This is a genomic window from Inquilinus sp. NPDC058860 (genome assembly GCF_042743185.1).
Taxonomy (GTDB): domain Bacteria; phylum Pseudomonadota; class Alphaproteobacteria; order DSM-16000; family Inquilinaceae; genus Inquilinus.
Genome location: NZ_JBHYMS010000041.1, coordinates 44935 through 62135 on the forward strand (window position 1 = coordinate 44935; position 17201 = coordinate 62135).

Annotated in this window: 17 protein-coding genes; 11 read left to right on the plus strand and 6 right to left on the minus strand. The window is 68.9% G+C overall.

Going from position 1 to position 17201, the window contains the following annotated elements:
* The first annotated feature begins 456 nt into the window (after nucleotides 1–456).
* The 7 genes from ACFW16_RS24520 to ACFW16_RS24550 all read left to right on the plus strand — a co-directional run bounded on the left by ACFW16_RS24520 (nucleotide 457) and on the right by ACFW16_RS24550 (nucleotide 5639).
* Complete coding sequence (locus ACFW16_RS24520; protein ID WP_380309963.1) at nucleotides 457–993, plus strand: invasion associated locus B family protein; 537 nt, start codon at nucleotides 457–459, stop codon at nucleotides 991–993.
* Nucleotides 994–1104: 111 nt separating this feature from the next.
* The gene (gene rlmN / locus ACFW16_RS24525) at nucleotides 1105–2256 is read left to right on the plus strand and encodes a 23S rRNA (adenine(2503)-C(2))-methyltransferase RlmN (protein ID WP_380309965.1); all 1152 of its coding nucleotides are present in this window, start codon (nucleotides 1105–1107) and stop codon (nucleotides 2254–2256) included.
* 10 nt (nucleotides 2257–2266) lie between these two features.
* Entirely contained in the window at nucleotides 2267–2485 is a 219-nt protein-coding gene (locus ACFW16_RS24530) for a hypothetical protein (RefSeq protein ID WP_380309967.1), read from the plus strand.
* Nucleotides 2482–2751, plus strand: a complete 270-nt coding sequence (locus ACFW16_RS24535) for a hypothetical protein (protein WP_380309969.1) — start codon at nucleotides 2482–2484, stop codon at nucleotides 2749–2751. The genes ACFW16_RS24530 and ACFW16_RS24535 overlap by 4 nt, the downstream gene beginning before the upstream one ends.
* Nucleotides 2748–3299, plus strand: coding sequence for a hypothetical protein (locus ACFW16_RS24540; protein ID WP_380309971.1), 552 nt, complete (start codon nucleotides 2748–2750; stop codon nucleotides 3297–3299). The genes ACFW16_RS24535 and ACFW16_RS24540 overlap by 4 nt, the downstream gene beginning before the upstream one ends.
* Nucleotides 3300–3402: 103 nt before the next feature.
* A complete protein-coding gene (gene yghU, locus ACFW16_RS24545) occupies nucleotides 3403–4278 on the plus strand; it encodes a glutathione-dependent disulfide-bond oxidoreductase (RefSeq protein WP_380309973.1) in 876 nt (291 codons plus the stop codon).
* A 119-nt stretch (nucleotides 4279–4397) separates the two neighbouring features.
* The gene (locus tag ACFW16_RS24550) at nucleotides 4398–5639 is read left to right on the plus strand and encodes an argininosuccinate synthase (protein WP_380309975.1); all 1242 of its coding nucleotides are present in this window, start codon (nucleotides 4398–4400) and stop codon (nucleotides 5637–5639) included.
* 61 nt (nucleotides 5640–5700) lie between these two features.
* Here ACFW16_RS24550 and ACFW16_RS24555 read toward each other — a convergent pair whose 3' ends face one another.
* The 3 genes from ACFW16_RS24555 to ACFW16_RS24565 form a co-directional block, all read right to left on the minus strand.
* Nucleotides 5701–6699: a calcium-binding protein gene (locus tag ACFW16_RS24555; protein ID WP_380309977.1), complete on the minus strand. Its 999-nt coding sequence runs from the start codon at nucleotides 6697–6699 to the stop codon at nucleotides 5701–5703.
* Between the two features lie 190 nt (nucleotides 6700–6889).
* The gene (locus ACFW16_RS24560) at nucleotides 6890–7924 is read right to left on the minus strand and encodes a calcium-binding protein (RefSeq protein WP_380309979.1); all 1035 of its coding nucleotides are present in this window, start codon (nucleotides 7922–7924) and stop codon (nucleotides 6890–6892) included.
* Nucleotides 7925–8266: 342 nt separating this feature from the next.
* The gene (locus tag ACFW16_RS24565; protein ID WP_380309981.1) at nucleotides 8267–9079 is read right to left on the minus strand and encodes a molybdate ABC transporter substrate-binding protein; all 813 of its coding nucleotides are present in this window, start codon (nucleotides 9077–9079) and stop codon (nucleotides 8267–8269) included.
* 288 nt (nucleotides 9080–9367) lie between these two features.
* On the opposite strand from ACFW16_RS24565, the gene ACFW16_RS24570 reads away from it, so the two are divergent.
* Nucleotides 9368–9574: a cold-shock protein gene (locus ACFW16_RS24570; RefSeq protein ID WP_138887178.1), complete on the plus strand. Its 207-nt coding sequence runs from the start codon at nucleotides 9368–9370 to the stop codon at nucleotides 9572–9574.
* A gap of 84 nt (nucleotides 9575–9658) precedes the next feature.
* On the opposite strand, the gene ACFW16_RS24575 is transcribed toward ACFW16_RS24570, so the two are convergent.
* The 3 genes from ACFW16_RS24575 to ACFW16_RS24585 all read right to left on the minus strand — a co-directional run bounded on the left by ACFW16_RS24575 (nucleotide 9659) and on the right by ACFW16_RS24585 (nucleotide 13870).
* A complete protein-coding gene (locus ACFW16_RS24575; protein ID WP_380309983.1) occupies nucleotides 9659–10000 on the minus strand; it encodes a MucR family transcriptional regulator in 342 nt (113 codons plus the stop codon).
* Between the two features lie 246 nt (nucleotides 10001–10246).
* Nucleotides 10247–12988: an aconitate hydratase AcnA gene (acnA, locus tag ACFW16_RS24580; protein ID WP_380309985.1), complete on the minus strand. Its 2742-nt coding sequence runs from the start codon at nucleotides 12986–12988 to the stop codon at nucleotides 10247–10249.
* Between the two features lie 36 nt (nucleotides 12989–13024).
* Nucleotides 13025–13870 carry an alpha/beta fold hydrolase gene (locus tag ACFW16_RS24585; RefSeq protein WP_380309987.1) on the minus strand — a complete coding sequence of 282 codons (846 nt, stop codon included), beginning with the start codon at nucleotides 13868–13870 and terminating at the stop codon, nucleotides 13025–13027.
* Between the two features lie 92 nt (nucleotides 13871–13962).
* On the opposite strand from ACFW16_RS24585, the gene ACFW16_RS24590 reads away from it, so the two are divergent.
* The 3 genes from ACFW16_RS24590 to creD all read left to right on the plus strand — a co-directional run bounded on the left by ACFW16_RS24590 (nucleotide 13963) and on the right by creD (nucleotide 17074).
* The gene (locus ACFW16_RS24590) at nucleotides 13963–15051 is read left to right on the plus strand and encodes an esterase-like activity of phytase family protein (RefSeq protein WP_380309989.1); all 1089 of its coding nucleotides are present in this window, start codon (nucleotides 13963–13965) and stop codon (nucleotides 15049–15051) included.
* A gap of 96 nt (nucleotides 15052–15147) precedes the next feature.
* Nucleotides 15148–15573, plus strand: a complete 426-nt coding sequence (locus ACFW16_RS24595) for a VOC family protein (protein WP_380309991.1) — start codon at nucleotides 15148–15150, stop codon at nucleotides 15571–15573.
* A 91-nt stretch (nucleotides 15574–15664) separates the two neighbouring features.
* The gene (gene creD / locus ACFW16_RS24600; RefSeq protein ID WP_380309993.1) at nucleotides 15665–17074 is read left to right on the plus strand and encodes a cell envelope integrity protein CreD; all 1410 of its coding nucleotides are present in this window, start codon (nucleotides 15665–15667) and stop codon (nucleotides 17072–17074) included.
* Nucleotides 17075–17201: the final 127 nt, after the last annotated feature.

Here is a 17201-nt window from a genome sequence, read left to right on the forward strand (position 1 = left end):
GGCCTCGAAAGCCCGAACGCCGGCAATGGCGACGCCATCTTCATTTTCGCACCGGCAACTTCACCGCCAGGACCGGGCAGGGGGGCGTGGTCGATTTCGGCCGCCAGGGCGTCCATCTCGAGACCACCGGCGACAGGATCCAGGACGCGATCATCACCGTCTATTCCGGCCACGCCCTGGCCGCGGCGGATTTCGTGCTCTAGCCTCCAGGCGGGCCGGAGGCAGGATGCGCCCGGCCCGCCGCCTCTCCACGCCGACGGATCGACCGGATGTCCCGGGCCTCCGCCGGTGAACACAATGTTCATGGCTCAACCCGGCCGCCGGGTCCGCCGATAGGACGGGATCAACAACGCGGTATGCGTTCGGGTGGTTCCCGTCGCGCACAAATCCATGTATGTCGTGGGGTCGCATCGGGCCGCGTCGTCCAGCCTTGCAACCCCGAATCAGAGTGGCGCTATGCTGAGAACCCGTCCTCGCAATTTTGTCCTCGGTGCCCTGGCCGGCCTTGCGGTCGCGGCCGGCGTCGCCGTGCCGGGAACGGCCTCGGCGCAGAACGTGCAGTACATCTCCTCCAGCCGCGACTGGCACGCCTTCCAGTTCACCGAGAACGGCGGCAAGGCCTGCTACATCGCCTCGAAGCCGACCAAGTCCGAACCCGCCAATGTCCGCCATGGCGACGTGTTCATCCTGGTCACCAACCGGCCGGCGGAGAAGCAGAAGAACGTGGTCAGCCTGCAGGTCGGCTACACGCTGAAGCAGGGCGCCGACGTCACCCTCACGATCGGCGGCAGGAACTTCCAGCTGTTCACCGACGGCAACACCGCCTGGTCGCGCGATGCGGCGGCGGACGACGCGCTGGTGGCGGCGATGAGGGGCGGCTCGACCTTGACGGTCAAGGCCACCTCCTCGCGCGGCACCGGCACCAGCTACACCTTCTCCCTCGCCGGCATCACCGCGGCGCTGGGCGAGATCAACAAAGCCTGCGGCGCCTGACCGCGGCATTCTGGTTGCGGTAGTCGTCACACCGCATCCGTTCATGTAAAACAGCTCGGCCCCTTCCCTTGGGGAGGGGCCGTTGCCATTTCAGGGCCTTCCGGAGGTCCCATGGGTATCGAAACGCACGCCACAACCTTCGCGCCGCCCGCGCCCCGCGCCGACGGCCGCATCAACCTGGTCGGGCTCGACCGCGCCGAGCTGGCGGAGACGCTGGCGGGCCTGGGCGAGCCGGCGTTCCGCGCGCGCCAGCTGTTCGGCTGGATCTACAAGCGCGGCGCCACCGATTTCCAGGCGATGAGCGACCTGGCCAAGGGCCTGCGCGCCAAGCTGGCGGACGGCTTCGCCCTCGACCGGCTGCAGGTGGTGCGGCAGCAGCAATCCTTCGACGGCACCCGCAAGTGGCTGGCCCGGATGGAAGACGGGCAGGAGATCGAATCGGTGCACATCCCGGAGGAGGAGCGCGGCACGCTCTGCGTCTCCTCCCAGGTCGGCTGCACCCTGACCTGCAAGTTCTGCCACACCGGCACCCAGCGCCTGGTGCGCAACCTCGAGGCCTCGGAGATCGTCAGCCAGGTCATGCTGGCTCGCGACATCCTGGAGGATTGGGGGCGGGAAGGGGATGACCGCCAGCTCACCAACATCGTGATGATGGGGATGGGCGAGCCGCTCTACAATTTCGAGAACGTGAAGCGCGCGCTGAAGCTGGTGATGGACCCGGAGGGCATCGCCCTGTCGCGCCGCCGCATCACGCTGTCGACCGCCGGCGTGGTGCCGCTGATGAAGCGCTGCGGCGAGGAGCTGGGCGTCAACCTGGCGGTGTCGCTGCATGCGGTGACCGACGAGCTGCGCGACCAGATCGTGCCGATCAACAAGAAGTACCCGGTCAAGGAGCTGCTGGACGCCTGCCGCGACTATCCCGGCGTCAACAACGCCCGCCGCATCACCTTCGAATACGTGATGCTGAAGGACGTCAACGACACCCCGGCCGATGCGCGCCAGCTGGTGCGCATCCTCAAGGGCATCCCGGCAAAGATGAACCTGATCCCCTTCAACCCCTGGCCGGGCGCGCCCTTCGAATGCTCGACGCCGGAGGCGATCGAGCGCTTCGCCGACATCCTGATGGAGGCCGGCTACGCCAGCCCGATCCGGACGCCGCGCGGCAGCGACATCCTCGCCGCCTGCGGCCAGCTGAAATCCGACAGCGTGCGCCAGCGCGCCTCGGCCCGCGCCGCCGCCCCGGCCGCGGCCGCCGCGCACTGATCCGCCGCGCATGACGCTCGCCGAATTCTTCCAGACCCCCGGCGCCTGGGCGCTGCTCTTCGCCCTGCTGGCGATGCCGGCGCTGGCCCGCATGCTGGCCCGCGCCGGCCTGGCCCGCGGCTGGGCGCTCTTGGCCCTGGTGCCGCATGTCGGCGTGCTGCTGGTCTTCGCCGTGCTGCTGTTCCGGCGCTGGCCGGTGGTGGCGTCGGCGGGGGAGGGGAAGCGATGAGCGGCGTGCTCGAGACCCTGTCGTCGCTCTACGGCCCGGGCTGGATGGCGTCCCTGCCGCATTGGGGCACCAACCTCGTCATCGGCATCTACATCGTGCTGCTGATGAGCTTCGCCGCCTATGCCCTGGTCAAGGCGCGAGTGACGCCGCTGTGGTCGATCCTGCTCCTGGTGCCCTATCTCGACGTCATCGTGCTGTGGGTCATCGCCTTCATCCGCTGGCCGCGCATCGACGGGCCGCGGCCGCATGTCGTCCACCGGGGATGAAGCGCCCCGGCCTGGCGCTGCCGCTGGCCTGGCTTCTCCTCACCTCCCATGCGTCTGCCGCGGAGAGCGACATCCGCGGCTGGGACGGCCTGACCTGGGGCATGACGGCACCGCAGGTCGAATCGGCCCTGCCGCAGGCCGTGCCGCTGTCGCCGCCCTGGGATTTCGGGCCGCTCTATGCCGAGCGCATGGTGCGCGACGTCGTGGTCGGCGGCATCGCCTTCGACCTGGTGCCGGAGCTGGCGCGGAAGGACGGCCGCCTGGCCCAGATCCTGTTCGAGCGGCGCTCGCCGATCCCCGGCCCGGATGAGCTGCAATCCTTCGTCAACGACCTGCACGCCCGGCTGGGGCCGCCGGCCGAAAGCTGCGTCGTCCAGTCCGGCCTGGTGACGCGGCTGTGGCGCTTCCCCTCGGCCCAGGTGGCGCTGACCATGGTCGACTTCTCCGCCGACGGCAGCCGCGGCCGGCTGCAGCGTTTGCTGCTGCGCTACACCGCCGCCGATCACGCGCCGGCCTCGCCCTGCGAACGGAACAAACCCAGACCATGAACGTGATGGCAACGGAAACGCTTCATTCTGAAACCGTCACGGTCTAGGGTCAGCACCTGAACGAACGCCGCCATTCCCTCTCCGCCCACCGGGAGCCAAGAGCATGAGTGATTCCTCCGACTACGTGCCGCCGAAGGTCTGGACCTGGGACAAGGCGAGCGGCGGCCAGTTCGCCAACATCAACCGCCCGATCGCCGGTCCGACGCATGACAAGGCGCTGCCGGTCGGCCGCCATCCGTTCCAGCTGTACTCGCTGGCGACGCCGAACGGCCAGAAGGTCACGATCCTGTTCGAGGAGCTGCTGGCCGCAGGCCATCGCGGCGCCGAATACGATGCCTGGCCGATCCGGATCGGCGACGGCGACCAGTTCGGCAGCGGCTTCGTCGACATCAACCCGAACTCCAAGATCCCGGCGCTGCTGGACCGCAGCGGCCCGACCCCGGTCCGGATCTTCGAATCCGGCGCCATCCTGGTCCATCTCGCCGAGAAATTCGGCGCCTTCCTGCCGGCCTCCGGCCCGGCCCGCGCCGAGACCCTGTCCTGGCTGTTCTGGCAGATGGGCAGCGCGCCCTTCCTCGGCGGCGGCTTCGGCCATTTCTACGCCTATGCCCCGACCAAGATCGAATACGCGATCAACCGCTACGCCATGGAGGCCAAGCGCCTGCTCGACGTGCTCGACCGCCGCCTGGCCGAGAGCGAGTACGTCGCGGGCAGCGAGTACACCATCGCCGACATGGCGAACTGGCCCTGGTTCGGCGGCCTGGCCCTCGGCCGGGCCTATGGCGCGGCGGAGTTCCTGGACGTGCAGAGCTACAAGCACGTGCAGCGCTGGGCCAAGGCGATCGACGCCCGGCCGGCGGTGAAGCGCGGCCGCATCGTCAACCGCCTCACCGGCGATCTCTCCGAACAGCTGCACGAGCGCCACGACGCGAGCGACTTCGAGACCCGGACCCAGGACAAGCTCGCGACGCAGAGCTGACCGCCGCAGGCTGGTCAGGGCCCGGAGCGCCCGGGCCCTGACCGGGCCGCATGGCTCCTGTGTTGCCCCGCCGCCGCGATGCTCCTAATGTCCGGCGGTTTTTCCTTGTGGAGGCAGGCATGGCGGCGGTTGGCGGGCAAGAGGGGCAGCAGCAGGTCAAGAAGGTGGTTCTCGCCTATTCGGGCGGGCTCGACACCTCGGTCATCCTGAAATGGCTGCAGGAGACCTATCGCTGCGAGGTCGTGACCTTCACCGCCGATCTCGGCCAGGGCGAGGAGCTGGAGCCGGCGCGGAAGAAGGCCGAGCTCTTGGGCATCAAGCCGCAGAACATCTTCATCCGCGACGTGCGCGAGGAGTTCGTGCGCGATTTCGTGTTCCCGATGTTCCGCGCCAACGCGCTCTACGAGGGCGTCTACCTGCTCGGCACCTCGATCGCCCGGCCGCTGATCTCCAGGCACCTGGTCGAGATCGCGGCCGAGGTCGGGGCCGACGCCGTGGCCCATGGCGCCACCGGCAAGGGCAACGACCAGGTCCGGTTCGAGCTGTCGGCCTACGCGCTGAACCCGCACATCAAGGTGATCGCGCCGTGGCGGCTGTGGGACCTGACCAGCCGCACCCGCCTGCTCGCCTATGCCGAGGAGCGGCAGATCCCGATCGCCAAGGACAAGTACGGCGAGCCGCCCTATTCGACCGACGCCAACCTCCTGCACATCTCCTATGAGGGCAAGGCGCTGGAGGACCCCTGGGTCGAGCCGGACGAGGCGATGTACACCCGCTCGGTCAACCCGGCCCAGGCGCCGGACGAGCCGACCTATGTCGAGATCGAGTTCGAGAAGGGGGATGCCGTCGCGGTCGACGGTGAGCGCCTGTCGCCCGCCGCGCTGCTGACCAGGTTGAACGAGCTCGGCGGCCGGAACGGCGTCGGCCGGCTGGACCTGGTCGAGAACCGTTTCGTCGGCATGAAGAGCCGCGGCGTCTACGAGACCCCGGGCGGCACCGTGCTGCTGGCCGCCCACCGGGCGATCGAGTCGATCACCCTCGACCGCGGCGCCGCCCACCTCAAGGACGAGGCGATGCCGCGCTATGCCGAGCTGATCTACAACGGCTTCTGGTACTCGCCGGAGCGCGAGGCCATCCAGGCGCTGATCGACAAGACCCAGGAGCGGGTCAACGGCACCGTCCGGCTGAAGCTGTGGAAGGGCAACGTCATCGTCGCCGGCCGCAAGAGCCCGAACAGCCTGTACCGCCTCGACTACGTCACCTTCGAGGAGGATTCGGTCTACGACCAGCGCGACGCCCAGGGCTTCATCAAGCTGAACGCGCTGCGCCTGCGCCTCGGCGCCATGGCCCGCGGCAAGTAAGGCTGGAAAAGAAAACGCCCCGCCGTGGTCGGCGGGGCGCAGTTTCCATCCGGCGTCCGGCTTACACGAAGGTGAAGTCCGACGCGGTGAAGTGCAGCTTCTGGAACTCATCGAAGCTGATGTCGGTCAGGCGGGCGAAGGCCGAGGCGGTGCCGTCCTCCTGGACGCTGGCGATGAGGCCGGCATGGAAGGTCGAGCTGTAGAACAGGACGATGTCGCCGGCGCTTTCGCCGCCGACGGCCGCGAGGGCCTGGGCATTGGTGGCGAAGCTCTGGTCGGTGACCACGACGACGCTCTCGCCGTTCGCGCCGGCCGCGGCACCGCGGTAGAAGCTGTCCACCACGCCGCCGACCGTGCCGTCGCCATGGTCGACGAAGTTCGCGCCGACCCCGTCATGGCCGAGGCCGACGGCATCGAAGGCGAAGGTGTCGTTCAGCGGGCTGAAGCCCTCGATCTCGGCGTGACCCGCGCCGGTGCCGCTCTTCGGGTCGTCGAAGCGGAACAGGAAGGTGTCGTTGCCGGCACCGCCGCTCAGCGCATCGATGCCGTCGCCACTGATCAGCGTATCGTTGCCGCTGCCGCCATAGAGATGGTCGTCGCCGCTGACGTTGCGCGGATTGTCCCGGCCTTCGTCGCCTGAGAGGGTGTCGTTGCCGGCGCCGCCGGCGACCACGTCATTGCCGTTGCCGCCGAACAGCTTGTCGGTGCCGTCGCCGCCATGGAGGGCGTCGCTGCCGTCGCCGCCGTAGAGGCGGTCGGCCCCGGTGTAGCCGTAGAGGGCGTCGTGGCCGGCTCCGCCCTCGAGGACGTCGTTGCCGCTGCCGCCGTCGATGGCGTCGTTGCCGTCGTTCCCCTGCAGCAGATCGTTGCCGCTGCCGCCTTCGATCGCGTCGGCATGGGCGCCGCCCTTGACGAGGTCGTTGCCGTTGCCGCCATAGAGGGCGTCGCTGCCGTCGCCGCCATTGATGCGATCGTTGCCATCCTGGCCGCTGATCGCATCCTCCTCCGACGTCCCGACAAGGATGTCATCGCCCGAGGTCCCGATGATGATCTTGCTCACTGCATCTCCTTTCGTTTATTTGGACTTCCTCCCCGGTTGTAATGAAGCTCATGAAATTGATTCTTCGAGCGTCGAATTCAGTATTCGCGTAAAGTTGGTTTTTTGATTGAATAGATTCAAAGTGAATGCGGGTAAAGAAAGCCGCGCCCCGCCGCGAGGGCGGGGCGCGGTTCTGCCGGGCGAGGCCCGATCAGACGTAGGTGAAGTCGGACGCCGTCAGGCCCAGCGCCGCCAGGTCGGCCACGCTGTGGACGTTCGACAGGTGGACGAAGGTGTCCGCGTGGTCGGCCGAGGTGACATAGGCCAGGTTGGCGCTGCCGGTCGCGCTGTCGTAATAGGCGATGATGTCGCCGGCGGTCTCGCCCGAGATCCCCTTGGCGGCGGCATTGGCCGACGCGAAGCCCTGGTCGGTGATCACGACCGCGTGCTCGCCATTGGCGTCGGCGGCAGCCCCGCTGAAGAAGCTCGTCACCGCGCTGCCCGAGGTGCCGTCGCCGTTGTCGACGAAGTTCGCGCCCGCGCCGTCGCGGCCGACGCCGACCGCGTCGAAGGCGAAGCTGTCATGGCTCGGGTCGAAATCCCTGACGGTGGTGAAGCCCTGGATCGAGCCGAACTTCGGGTCGTGGAAGCGGAACAGGAAGGTGTCGTCGCCGGCGCCGCCGGTGAGGTAGTCCCTGCCGTCGCCGCTGATGAGGGTGTCGTTGCCGGCGTCACCGTAGAGCTTGTCGTTGCCTTCGCCGACATCGGTGCGAACGGTGTCGCGGCCGTTGTCGCCGGCGAGGACATCGTTGCCGATGCCGCCATAGACGGCGTCGTTGCCCTCGCTGCCGAAGACGTGGTCGTTGCCGGCGCCGCCATAGACATGGTCGATGTTCTGGCCGCCGAAGACGAAGTCGTCGCCGTCCTCGCCATAGACGGTGTCGTTGCCCTGGTCGCCGTTGATGTGGTCGGCCCCGGCGCCGCCGCGGACGGTGTCGTCGCCGAGATTACCCGTGAGGGTGTCGTTGCCGTCGTCACCGCGGACGGTGTCGTTGCCCGACCCGGCATCGATGTTGTCGTCGCCGCCGCCGCCCTTGGCGACGTCGTTGCCCCACCCGGCCAGAATGGTGTCGTTGCCGAGGTCGCCGTTGATACGGTCGTGACCCCAAGGATCGATGATCAGATCGTCACCTGTGCCGCCGACAAGGATGTCGTCGCCCAGTCCTCCCACGATCGGATTTGGCATGGCGAATACTCCCCTATGATGTAAGCCCTTATGCCCATAGGCATAATACGCATATTCGTGACGGCTTCATGACTCATCACAAGATTTCCCTTGTGTCTACACGAAGAGTTCGGCGTGAAACTTTTGGCCAATGCCCAATTTATTTTTCGAATAATTGTTTAAAACGCCGTGTTCGGCCGCAACTCTGGCATCGGGAGATCCGAATCGGGAACGGTTTGCGGAATGTGATATCTGAAATGGGTTTCATGAAATCTATTCGGGTCGCATTCGAAACCCAGGCCGCATCGCCAGATATCTGTGGTGGCGAATCGAAATCAGAATCGGATGCTGGAGCAAGGAAGATCAGGGCGTCGTCGGCGCGTCGAAACCTGCTTCCGTCAGGATTGCCTGGCCGGCCGGGGACAGGATGTACAGCGCCAGGCGATAGGCCTCCGGCGGCGCGTCCTTCAGCACGGTCAGGCCATAGGCGGCGCCGACGGCAAGTGCCTTGGGCAGCGGCACGACCACGAGGTCGGGCCGCTCCGCCTGCGCCGCCCTGCCGCTGGTGCAATAGCCGAGGAACATGTCGGCCCTGTCGTGGCCGATCAGCCAGGCGGCGGCATTGGCGTCCTCGGGCAGGCCCAGCTTCCGGGCGCTGTCGGGGCCCCCGACCAGCTGCAGCGCCTTTCCGTCCAGCATCGCATAGGCGCCGGGGCGGATCGCCTCGGCCTTGCGGAACATCGCCCAGGTGTAGTCGCCGGACGGGTCGCTGCCGGGCGTCGAGGTGCCGAGCCTGACCGCCGGGTCGAGCGCGCGATCGAGCATGTTGTCCGCCGTCAGCCCGACCTTCGGCGCGGCAATGGCGCAGAGCCGGTTGCGGGCGAACACGACCAGCGGCCCGCCCAGGCCCTCCCTGGCGAGCCTCTCGGGATGGCCGGTGTCGGCCGAGGTGAAGATGTCGACCTTGTCGCCGGCCTCGATCCGCTCCCGCATCGCGCCGGAAGGGCCGAAGCGCGCGTTCACCTCCGCCCCGCCCGACTGCCGGAAGGCCCCGGTGATCCGCAGCATCGCGCCGCGCAGGCTGCCGGCGCCGTACAGGGTCAGGGCCGGATCCGCCGCTGCGGCGGGCGTCGCCAGCAGCGCACATCCGATGACAACAGCCGCCAGCCGGCGCATGGCCTTCCTCCATCGCTTTCCGCCGCCGGACGCTAGCGGTATGTCTCGATATATTCAATCAGATATAACGATGGCGGGTCTGCGGGCCATATCCGAATATTCCGGCCGGTTAAGGCTTGCGCCGTTGCGCGGCCCGCACGCGCAAGTTTCGGTCGAATCCGCATCGGGTGACTAGGCGATGGTCGAAAGGCTGCCTATGTGACTGGCTTCGGCTCACTTGGCCGACCGGCCGGGACCTCATTCGGCCGTGAACGACGGCGGCCTTGGCCGCCTATGGAGTGAAGACGTATGGCGACTGGTACCGTGAAGTGGTTCAACACCACCAAGGGCTTCGGGTTTATTCAGCCGGACAACGGCGGCAAGGACGTGTTCGTGCACATCTCGGCTGTGGAAGCGGCCGGGCTGCGGTCCCTCAACGAGGGGCAGCAGGTCACGTTCGAGCTGGCGCGAGGCCGCGACGGCCGGGAGTCGGCGGCGAACCTGCAGGTTTCCTGACGGTCCGCATCGACGGCTAGATCAAAAGGGCGGCATCCCCGAGGGATGCCGCCCTTTTTGCTCGAAGCGTCGCGGCGATCCGCGTCAGCGGTATCGTGAACGGAAGCGCTCGCGCGGGGTCTCGCCGATCCGGGTGCCGGCGCGCAGCCCGCGCAAGGCCGTGGTCTCGCGCCAGGGCAGCGCGGCGTCCGCCGGCGGTTCGGCGATCTGGCGCCGGGCCGCCGCACCGACCACGGGACGGGGCGCCTCCTCCGCCCCCGAGCCCTCGACCAGTTCGGTCAGGGCGTCATAGACCTGCCGGATGATCTCCGGCACATGCGCGGCCTTGGTCTCGGTCCCGCGCAGATGCGCGGCCACGATCGCCGCAGTGACTTCGAGAACCTGGTTCGGCGTCGCCAGCGCCGCGCCGATCTCATCGATGGGCATCCGGCCCCCTCGTTGCTGTTGCTCTATCCGGTGACCTTCCAAGGACGTCCGGGCGGCGACGCCTATTCCGCCGGAAAACGAATTCCGGCCGCGCCGTCGCCACCGCCATCAAGGATCGAGAGGCCTATCGGTTCCCTCCTTTGGCGGAGGTGCGCCGGATCGTCGCTGTTGCCGGCGTGCGGGGCCCGGAAACGGAAAAGCCCGGCTCGCGCCGGGCTTTCGCAAAGAGTCAGGCAGTGAAACGGCTTACGCCGCCTGCTTCACCATGCTGCGCAGCACATACTGCAGGATGCCGCCGTTCTTGAAGTACTCCAGCTCGTCCAGCGTATCGATGCGGCAGAGCAGGGGCACGTCCTGGCGGCTGCCGTCGGCGCGGGTGATGGTCAGCACCATCTGCTGCCGCGGCTTCAGCCCGTCGGCGATGCCGAGGATGTCGAAGGTCTCGGTGCCGTCCAGCGTCAGGTCCAGCCGGGTGGTGCCGTCGGTGAACTGCAGCGGCAGCACGCCCATGCCGACCAGGTTCGAGCGGTGGATGCGCTCGAAGCTCTCCGCCACCACCGCCTTGACGCCGAGGAGGCGGGTGCCCTTCGCCGCCCAGTCGCGGCTCGAGCCCGTGCCGTACTCCTTGCCGGCGATGATCACCAGCGGCACGCCCTCGGCCTGGTAGCGCATCGAGGCGTCGTAGATCGGCAGCATCTCGCCCGAAGGCTGGTGCTTGGTGAAGCCGCCCTCGACGCCCGGCACCAGCTCGTTCTTGATGCGGATGTTGGCGAAGGTGCCGCGCATCATCACTTCATGGTTGCCGCGGCGGGCGCCGTAGCTGTTGAAGTCGAGCGGCCGGACCTGGTGCTCCAGCAGGTACTCGCCCGCCGGGCTGTCCTTCTTGATCGAGCCGGCCGGCGAGATGTGGTCGGTGGTGACGCTGTCGGCCAGCACCGCCAGCAGGCGGGCGCCGCGCACGTCGGTCACCGGCTCCGGCTCCTTCTGCATGCCGGTGAAGAAGGGCGGGTACTGGACGTAGGTGGAGCCCGGGTTCCAGTTGTAGGTCTCGCTCTCCGCCGTCTCGATGCTCCGCCACTCCTGCGGGCCCTCGAACACGTTGGCATAGCGGCTGCGGAACATCTCCGGCGTCAGGCACTGCTCGATCGTCTCGGCGATCTCCCGGGCGGTCGGCCAGACATCCTTCAGATAGACCGGCTGGCCGTCGCTGCCCGTGCCCAGCGGCTCGGTGGTGATGTCCTTGGTCATGCTGCCGAGCAGGGCGTAGGCGACCACCAGCGGCGGCGAGGCCAGGTAGTTCGACCGCACATGCGGGCTGATCCGGCCCTCGAAGTTGCGGTTGCCGGACAGCACGGCCGCGACGTTCAGGTTGCCGGTCTCGACCGCCGCGGCGATCTCGTCCGGCAGCGGGCCGGAATTGCCGATGCAGGTGGTGCAGCCATAGCCGACGGTGTTGAAGCCGACGGCGTCGAGGTCGACGTTCAGGCCGGCCGCGTTCAGGTACTCCGTGACCACCTGGCTGCCGGGAGCCAGCGAGGTCTTGACCCAGGGCTTGCGGGTCAGGCCGCGTTCGCGCGCCTTGCGGGCGACCAGGCCGGCCGCGACCATCACCGACGGGTTCGACGTGTTGGTGCAGCTGGTGATCGCCGCGATCACCACGTCGCCATGGTCGAGGTCATGGTCCATGCCGACGACCTTGGTCGGAGCCGGGGCGGTGCCGGCATCGGCCAGGAGCTTGGTGAAGGCGCCGGCCGCCTGGGTCAGGGCGACCCGGTCCTGCGGCCGCTTCGGCCCGGCCAGCGACGGCTCGACGTCGCCGAGGTCCAGCTCCAGCGTGTCGGTGTAGACCGGCTCCGGCGAATTGGCGTCGCGCCACATGCCCTGGGCCTTGGCATAGGCCTCGACCAGGCGGACCCGGTGCGGGTCGCGGCCGGAGAACTCCAGGTAGCGCAGCGTCTCGGCGTCGATCGGGAAGAAGCCGCAGGTGGCGCCGTATTCCGGCGCCATGTTGCCGATCGTGGCGCGGTCGGCCAGCGACATGTGGTCCAGGCCCTCGCCGTAGAACTCGACGAACTTGCCGACCACGCCCTTCTTGCGCAGCATCTGGGTGACCGTCAGCACCAGGTCGGTGGCGGTGCGGCCTTCCTTCAACTTGCCGGTGATCTTGAAGCCGATCACCTCGGGGATCAGCATCGACACCGGCTGGCCCAGCATCGCCGCCTCGGCCTCGATGCCGCCGACGCCCCAGCCCAGCACGGCCAGGCCGTTGACCATGGTGGTGTGGCTGTCGGTGCCGACCAGCGTGTCGGGATAGGCGACCTGGTTGCCGGTGTTGCGGTCCTTCTCCACCCACACGGTCTGGGCCAGGTACTCCAGGTTCACCTGGTGGCAGATGCCGGTGCCAGGCGGGACGACGCGGAAATTGTCGAAGGCGGTCTGGCCCCAGCGCAGGAAGGCGTAGCGCTCGTGGTTGCGCTCGAACTCCAGGTCGACATTCTGCTGGAAGGCGTTCGGGGTGCCGAAGGCGTCGACCATGACGGAGTGGTCGATGACCAGGTCGACGGCCGAGAGCGGGTTGATCCGCTGCGGGTCGCCGCCGAGGGAAACCATCGCCTGGCGCATCGCCGCCAGGTCCACCACCGCCGGCACGCCGGTGAAGTCCTGCATCAGCACGCGGGCCGGACGGTAGGCGATCTCGCGGTCGGAGCGGCGGTCGCGCAGCCACTGCGCCATCGCCTTGACGTCATCGACCGTGACCGACCGGTCATCCTCGAAGCGCAGCAGGTTCTCCAGCAGCACCTTCAGCGAGAAGGGCAGGCGGGCGACGTCGCCGAGCTGGGCTTGGGCGGCCTCGAGGCTGAAATAATCATAGCTCCTGCCGTCGACCGTCAGCTGGCGGCGGGTCTTGAGCGTGTCATGTCCGGTGAAGGTCACGGAAGGGCTCCTTCGGTCGAAGGCTGGTCGCGAATGGGCTGTGCGGGCCTTCATGTAGCGCGTCCGCGCAAGCCGTTCAAATGCAACGGGTTAAGAACCGTTCGCAACTGCGAAATCGGCGATCCGCGGCAGCACCCGGTCGGCGGCCTCGAAATGCGGCGCGTGCCGGCAATCCGGCACCAGCCAGGTCTCGCAAGGGCCGGAAACCCCGGCCTTTATGGCGTCCAGCTGGGCCGGCGTGCCGTATTCGTCCTCGGCCCCCTGGATCGCCAGCACCGGACAGCGGATCGAGGGCAGCGCGCCGCGCATGTCGAAGCTGCGGAATCCGGGGGTCGGCCACAGCTCGGCCCAGTTGGCGAAGGTGAATTCGGTCTTGTCACCATGATAACGGGCCAGGACCGTGCGAAGTTTCGACCCCGGAACATGGAAAGCGGCATGCGCGGCGGCGATGCCGGCCAGGGTCTCGTCCTCGACGATGACATGCGCCGCCTCGGTCACCGCCCAGTCGGCGCGGCCGGGATGCGCCGCGGCGAAGACCAGGGCGATGCTGCCGCCGTCGCTGTGCCCGACCAGCCCGACGCGATCGATCCCGAGCGCGTCCAGCACCTGCGGCAGCGCCTCGCGCCCTTCCTGATAGAGGTAGTCGACGCCCCGCGGGCCCGGCAGCGGGGCGGACCGGCCGAAGCCCAGCCGGTCATGCGCCAGCACGGGATGGCCGGTCGCCTCGGCCAGCCGGGCCGCGACATCGACGCCGCGCCGCGTCCATTGCGCGACGGAGCCGAGCCCTTCGTGTAGAAGAAGGATGGGGAGGCGCCTGGCGCTGCCGGGCGGATCGAGGCGCTGCCAGTACAGGCTGTGCCCGCCGACGCGGACGAAGCCGTCGCTGCGCCGCAGCGGAGCGGAATCGTTCGCCGGGGTGGCCGCCGGGTTGTCCATCCGCCGCTCCGTCATCAAGCCAACACACGCTCGTCATGCCGCTGTCGCGCCGCCGTGGTCAACAGGGGCGCGACTATCGGGGGAGAATGTCCATGGGCAGGTTCGGGATCGTCGTGCTCGGCGCGCTGCTGGCCTGTGCCGCGCTGCCGGCCGGGGCGGAGGGGATCGGGCGGCTGCGGCTGATCGGCGAGGCGGCGCTGCCGAAAGGGCTGGATTATCAGGGCACCACCGTCGGCGGCCTGTCGGGGCTGGACTGGGACCCGGCCGATCGGCACTGGATCGCCCTCAGCGACGACCGGTCGGAGAAGGCGCCGGCCCGGTTCTACACCCTGTCGATCGACTACGATGCCGATGCGGTGCGCGGCATCGCCGTCACCGGCGTGACCACGCTGCGCGACGCGGCCGGCAACGGCTTCGCGCCGAAGAGCGTCGATCCGGAGGCGATCCGCCGCGACCCCGCCAGCGGGCGGCTCTACTGGAGCAGCGAGGGCGGGGTGAAGGCCGGAATCGACCCGGCGATCAGCGTCGCCGCGCCGGACGGGCGCTGGCAGCGCGGCTTCGACCTGCCGCAGCGCTACCGCGTCTCCGAGAACAAGAACCTCGGCCCGCGGGACAACCAGGTGTTCGAGGGGCTGGCGCTTTCGCCCGACGGGCGCACCCTGTTCGTGTCGCTGGAGAACGCCCTGGTCCAGGACGGGCCGGCGGCCTCGCTGGCCGAGGGCAGCCCGGTGCGCATCGCCAGCTTCGATACGGCAACCGGCGCGCCGGGACCGGAGCATGTCTACGTCACCGATCCGATCCCCATGGCGCCGCTGCTGCCGGGCGGCTCGGCCGACAACGGCGTGTCGGAAATCCTGCCCGCCGGCGACGGCACGCTCCTGGTGCTGGAACGCGCCTATGCCCAGGGCCGCGGCAACTCGATCCGGCTGTACCGGGCGGATCCGACCCTGGCCACCGATGTCTCCGGTCTCGATTCGCTGCTCGACGGCACCTGGCTCGCCATGCCGAAGACGCTGCTGCTCGATTTCGGCACGCTCGGCGTCGCCCTCGACAATTTCGAGGCGATGGGCTGGGGCCCCGACCTGGCCAACGGCCACCGCAGCCTGGTCGTGATGTCCGACGACAACTTCAACCCGCTGCAGGTGACCAAGGCGCTGGTGTTCGAGGTGCTGCCCGACTGAGCCCATGAGCCCATCTCATCCGCGGGTGAGAAACCGCGATTGGACCGACGCCGGCCTCCGCCTCACCCTGGCCTTCCGAAACGGAGGAGCCGAGGAATGGACGCGACACCGCGGATCAACGGGCTGGCCGAGACCTGCCTCTATGTCGAGGATGTCGACCGCTCGGCCGCGTTCTACCAGCGCGTGCTGGGGCTGGAGGTGCTGTCGCGTTCGCCGCGGCTGGTGGCGCTGGATGCCGGGCGCCAGGGTGCGCTGCTGCTGTTCCGTCACGGCCTGACCTCGGACGGCATGGTCGACGACGAAGGCACGATCCCGGGCCATGAAGGGCAGGGGCGGCTGCACATGGCCTTCGCCATAGCCATGGAGGATCTGCCGGCCTGGCGGGCCCGGCTGGAGCGCGAGGGCGTCCCGCTGGCCGGCGAGACCCGGTGGCGGCAGCGCGGCGGCCGCAGCCTGTATTTCCGCGACCCCGACGGCCACGCCATCGAGCTGGCGACGCCGGGGCTGCGCTCGAACTACTAACGGGCGCGCCCCGAGCTTTCCGCCGTGCCGCCACGAAGCGGCCATCGGCGGCCCGGACGCTGCGGGCTTCGCAGCCTTGAGCGAGCCCGCCATGAGCATCGACCCCGTCCCGCCGGCCGCCGCCTGGCCAGTCCGGCGCCTCCGCGCCGGGTCGCCGGCGCTGAAGGTGCTGGCCATCGTTGTCCTGACCGTCGCCTTCCTGCTGCCGGTCTTCCTGGTCGCCGACGTGATCGGCGAGCGCGAGGACCGCTACCGGTCCGTGGTGGACGAGATCGGCGGCAGCTGGGGCGGGCCGCAGCGCGTCATCGGGCCGATCCTGGTGGTGCCGTTCCGGGTGCCGTCCGAGCCGCGGGCCGACGGCACGCCGCTGCCGCCGCTGGAACGCCAGCTCGTCATCCTGCCCGACCGCTACACGGTCGAGGCCAAGGCGGCGCCGGAGACCCGCAGGCGCGGCCTGTTCGAGGCCGTGGTCTACACCGTCGACCTCGCTTTGTCCGGCCAGTTCCTGATCGGCGATGCCGCGGCCCTGGCCGGGCCGCAGGCGACGATCGACTGGGCCGGCGCCACTCTCTATGCCGGTGTCGCCGATCCGCGCAGCATCCGCGAGGGCGCGTCGCTGCGCTGGGGCGACCGCGACCTGCCGTTCCAGCCCGGCGCGCCGGGCGAGCTGGGCCAGCGCTTCGGCGCCGGCATGACCCTGCGCCTGCCGGACCTGTCGGCGGCGTCGGCCCAATCGGCCATTCCCTTCGCCACCACCCTGCGGCTGAACGGCAGCCAGCGCCTCGACTTCCTGCCGCTCGGCCGGTCGACCCGGGTGACCGCCAGCTCGAACTGGCCGGACCCCAGCTTCGACGGCGCCTTCCTGCCGGTGCGCTCCGGCATCGGGCCGCAGGGCTTCACCGCGGAGTGGGAGCTGTCCTATTTCGGCCGCGGCTATCCCCAGGCCTGGGTGGGCGGGGAGGGCGACTATCTCTCCGCCGTGTCCGGCTCAGCCTTCGGCGTGCGCTTCTTCCAGCCGGTCAGCGCCTATCAGCAGACCGAGCGCTCGGCCAAATACGGCATGCTGTTCATCGTCTTCACCTTCACCCTGTTCTTCCTGTTCGAAGCGGTGGCGCGGCTGCGCATCCATGTCTTCCAGTACGGGCTGGTCGGGCTGTCGCTGTGCCTGTTCTACCTGCTGCTGCTGTCCTTCGCCGAGCAGATCGGCTTCGCCGCCGCCTATGGTGTGGGCGCCGCCGCGGTGGTGGCGCAGATCGTGCTGTACTGCCGGCCTGTGCTCGGCACCTGGAAGCGCAGCCTGGTGCTGGGCGCGCTGCTGGCGATCCTGTACGGCGCCCTCTACGGGCTGATGCAGCTGGAGGACCTGGCCCTGCTGCTCGGCTCGATCGGCCTGTTCCTGGCGCTCAGCGGCGTTATGTACGTGACCCGCCGGATCGACTGGTATGCCGCCGCGCCGGGCACTGCCGACGCCGCCCGCGGCGAGCCGCCGGCCGCCTCCTGACCGGACCGGGAGGGCCGCACGACCCGGCGGCCTCCCGATCTTCCGGCCTCATCGGCCCATCCATCCCTTCGATGAACACGTGTCCGATCGTCATGAACACGTGTTCAAATCGTCACGCGGCCGTCTT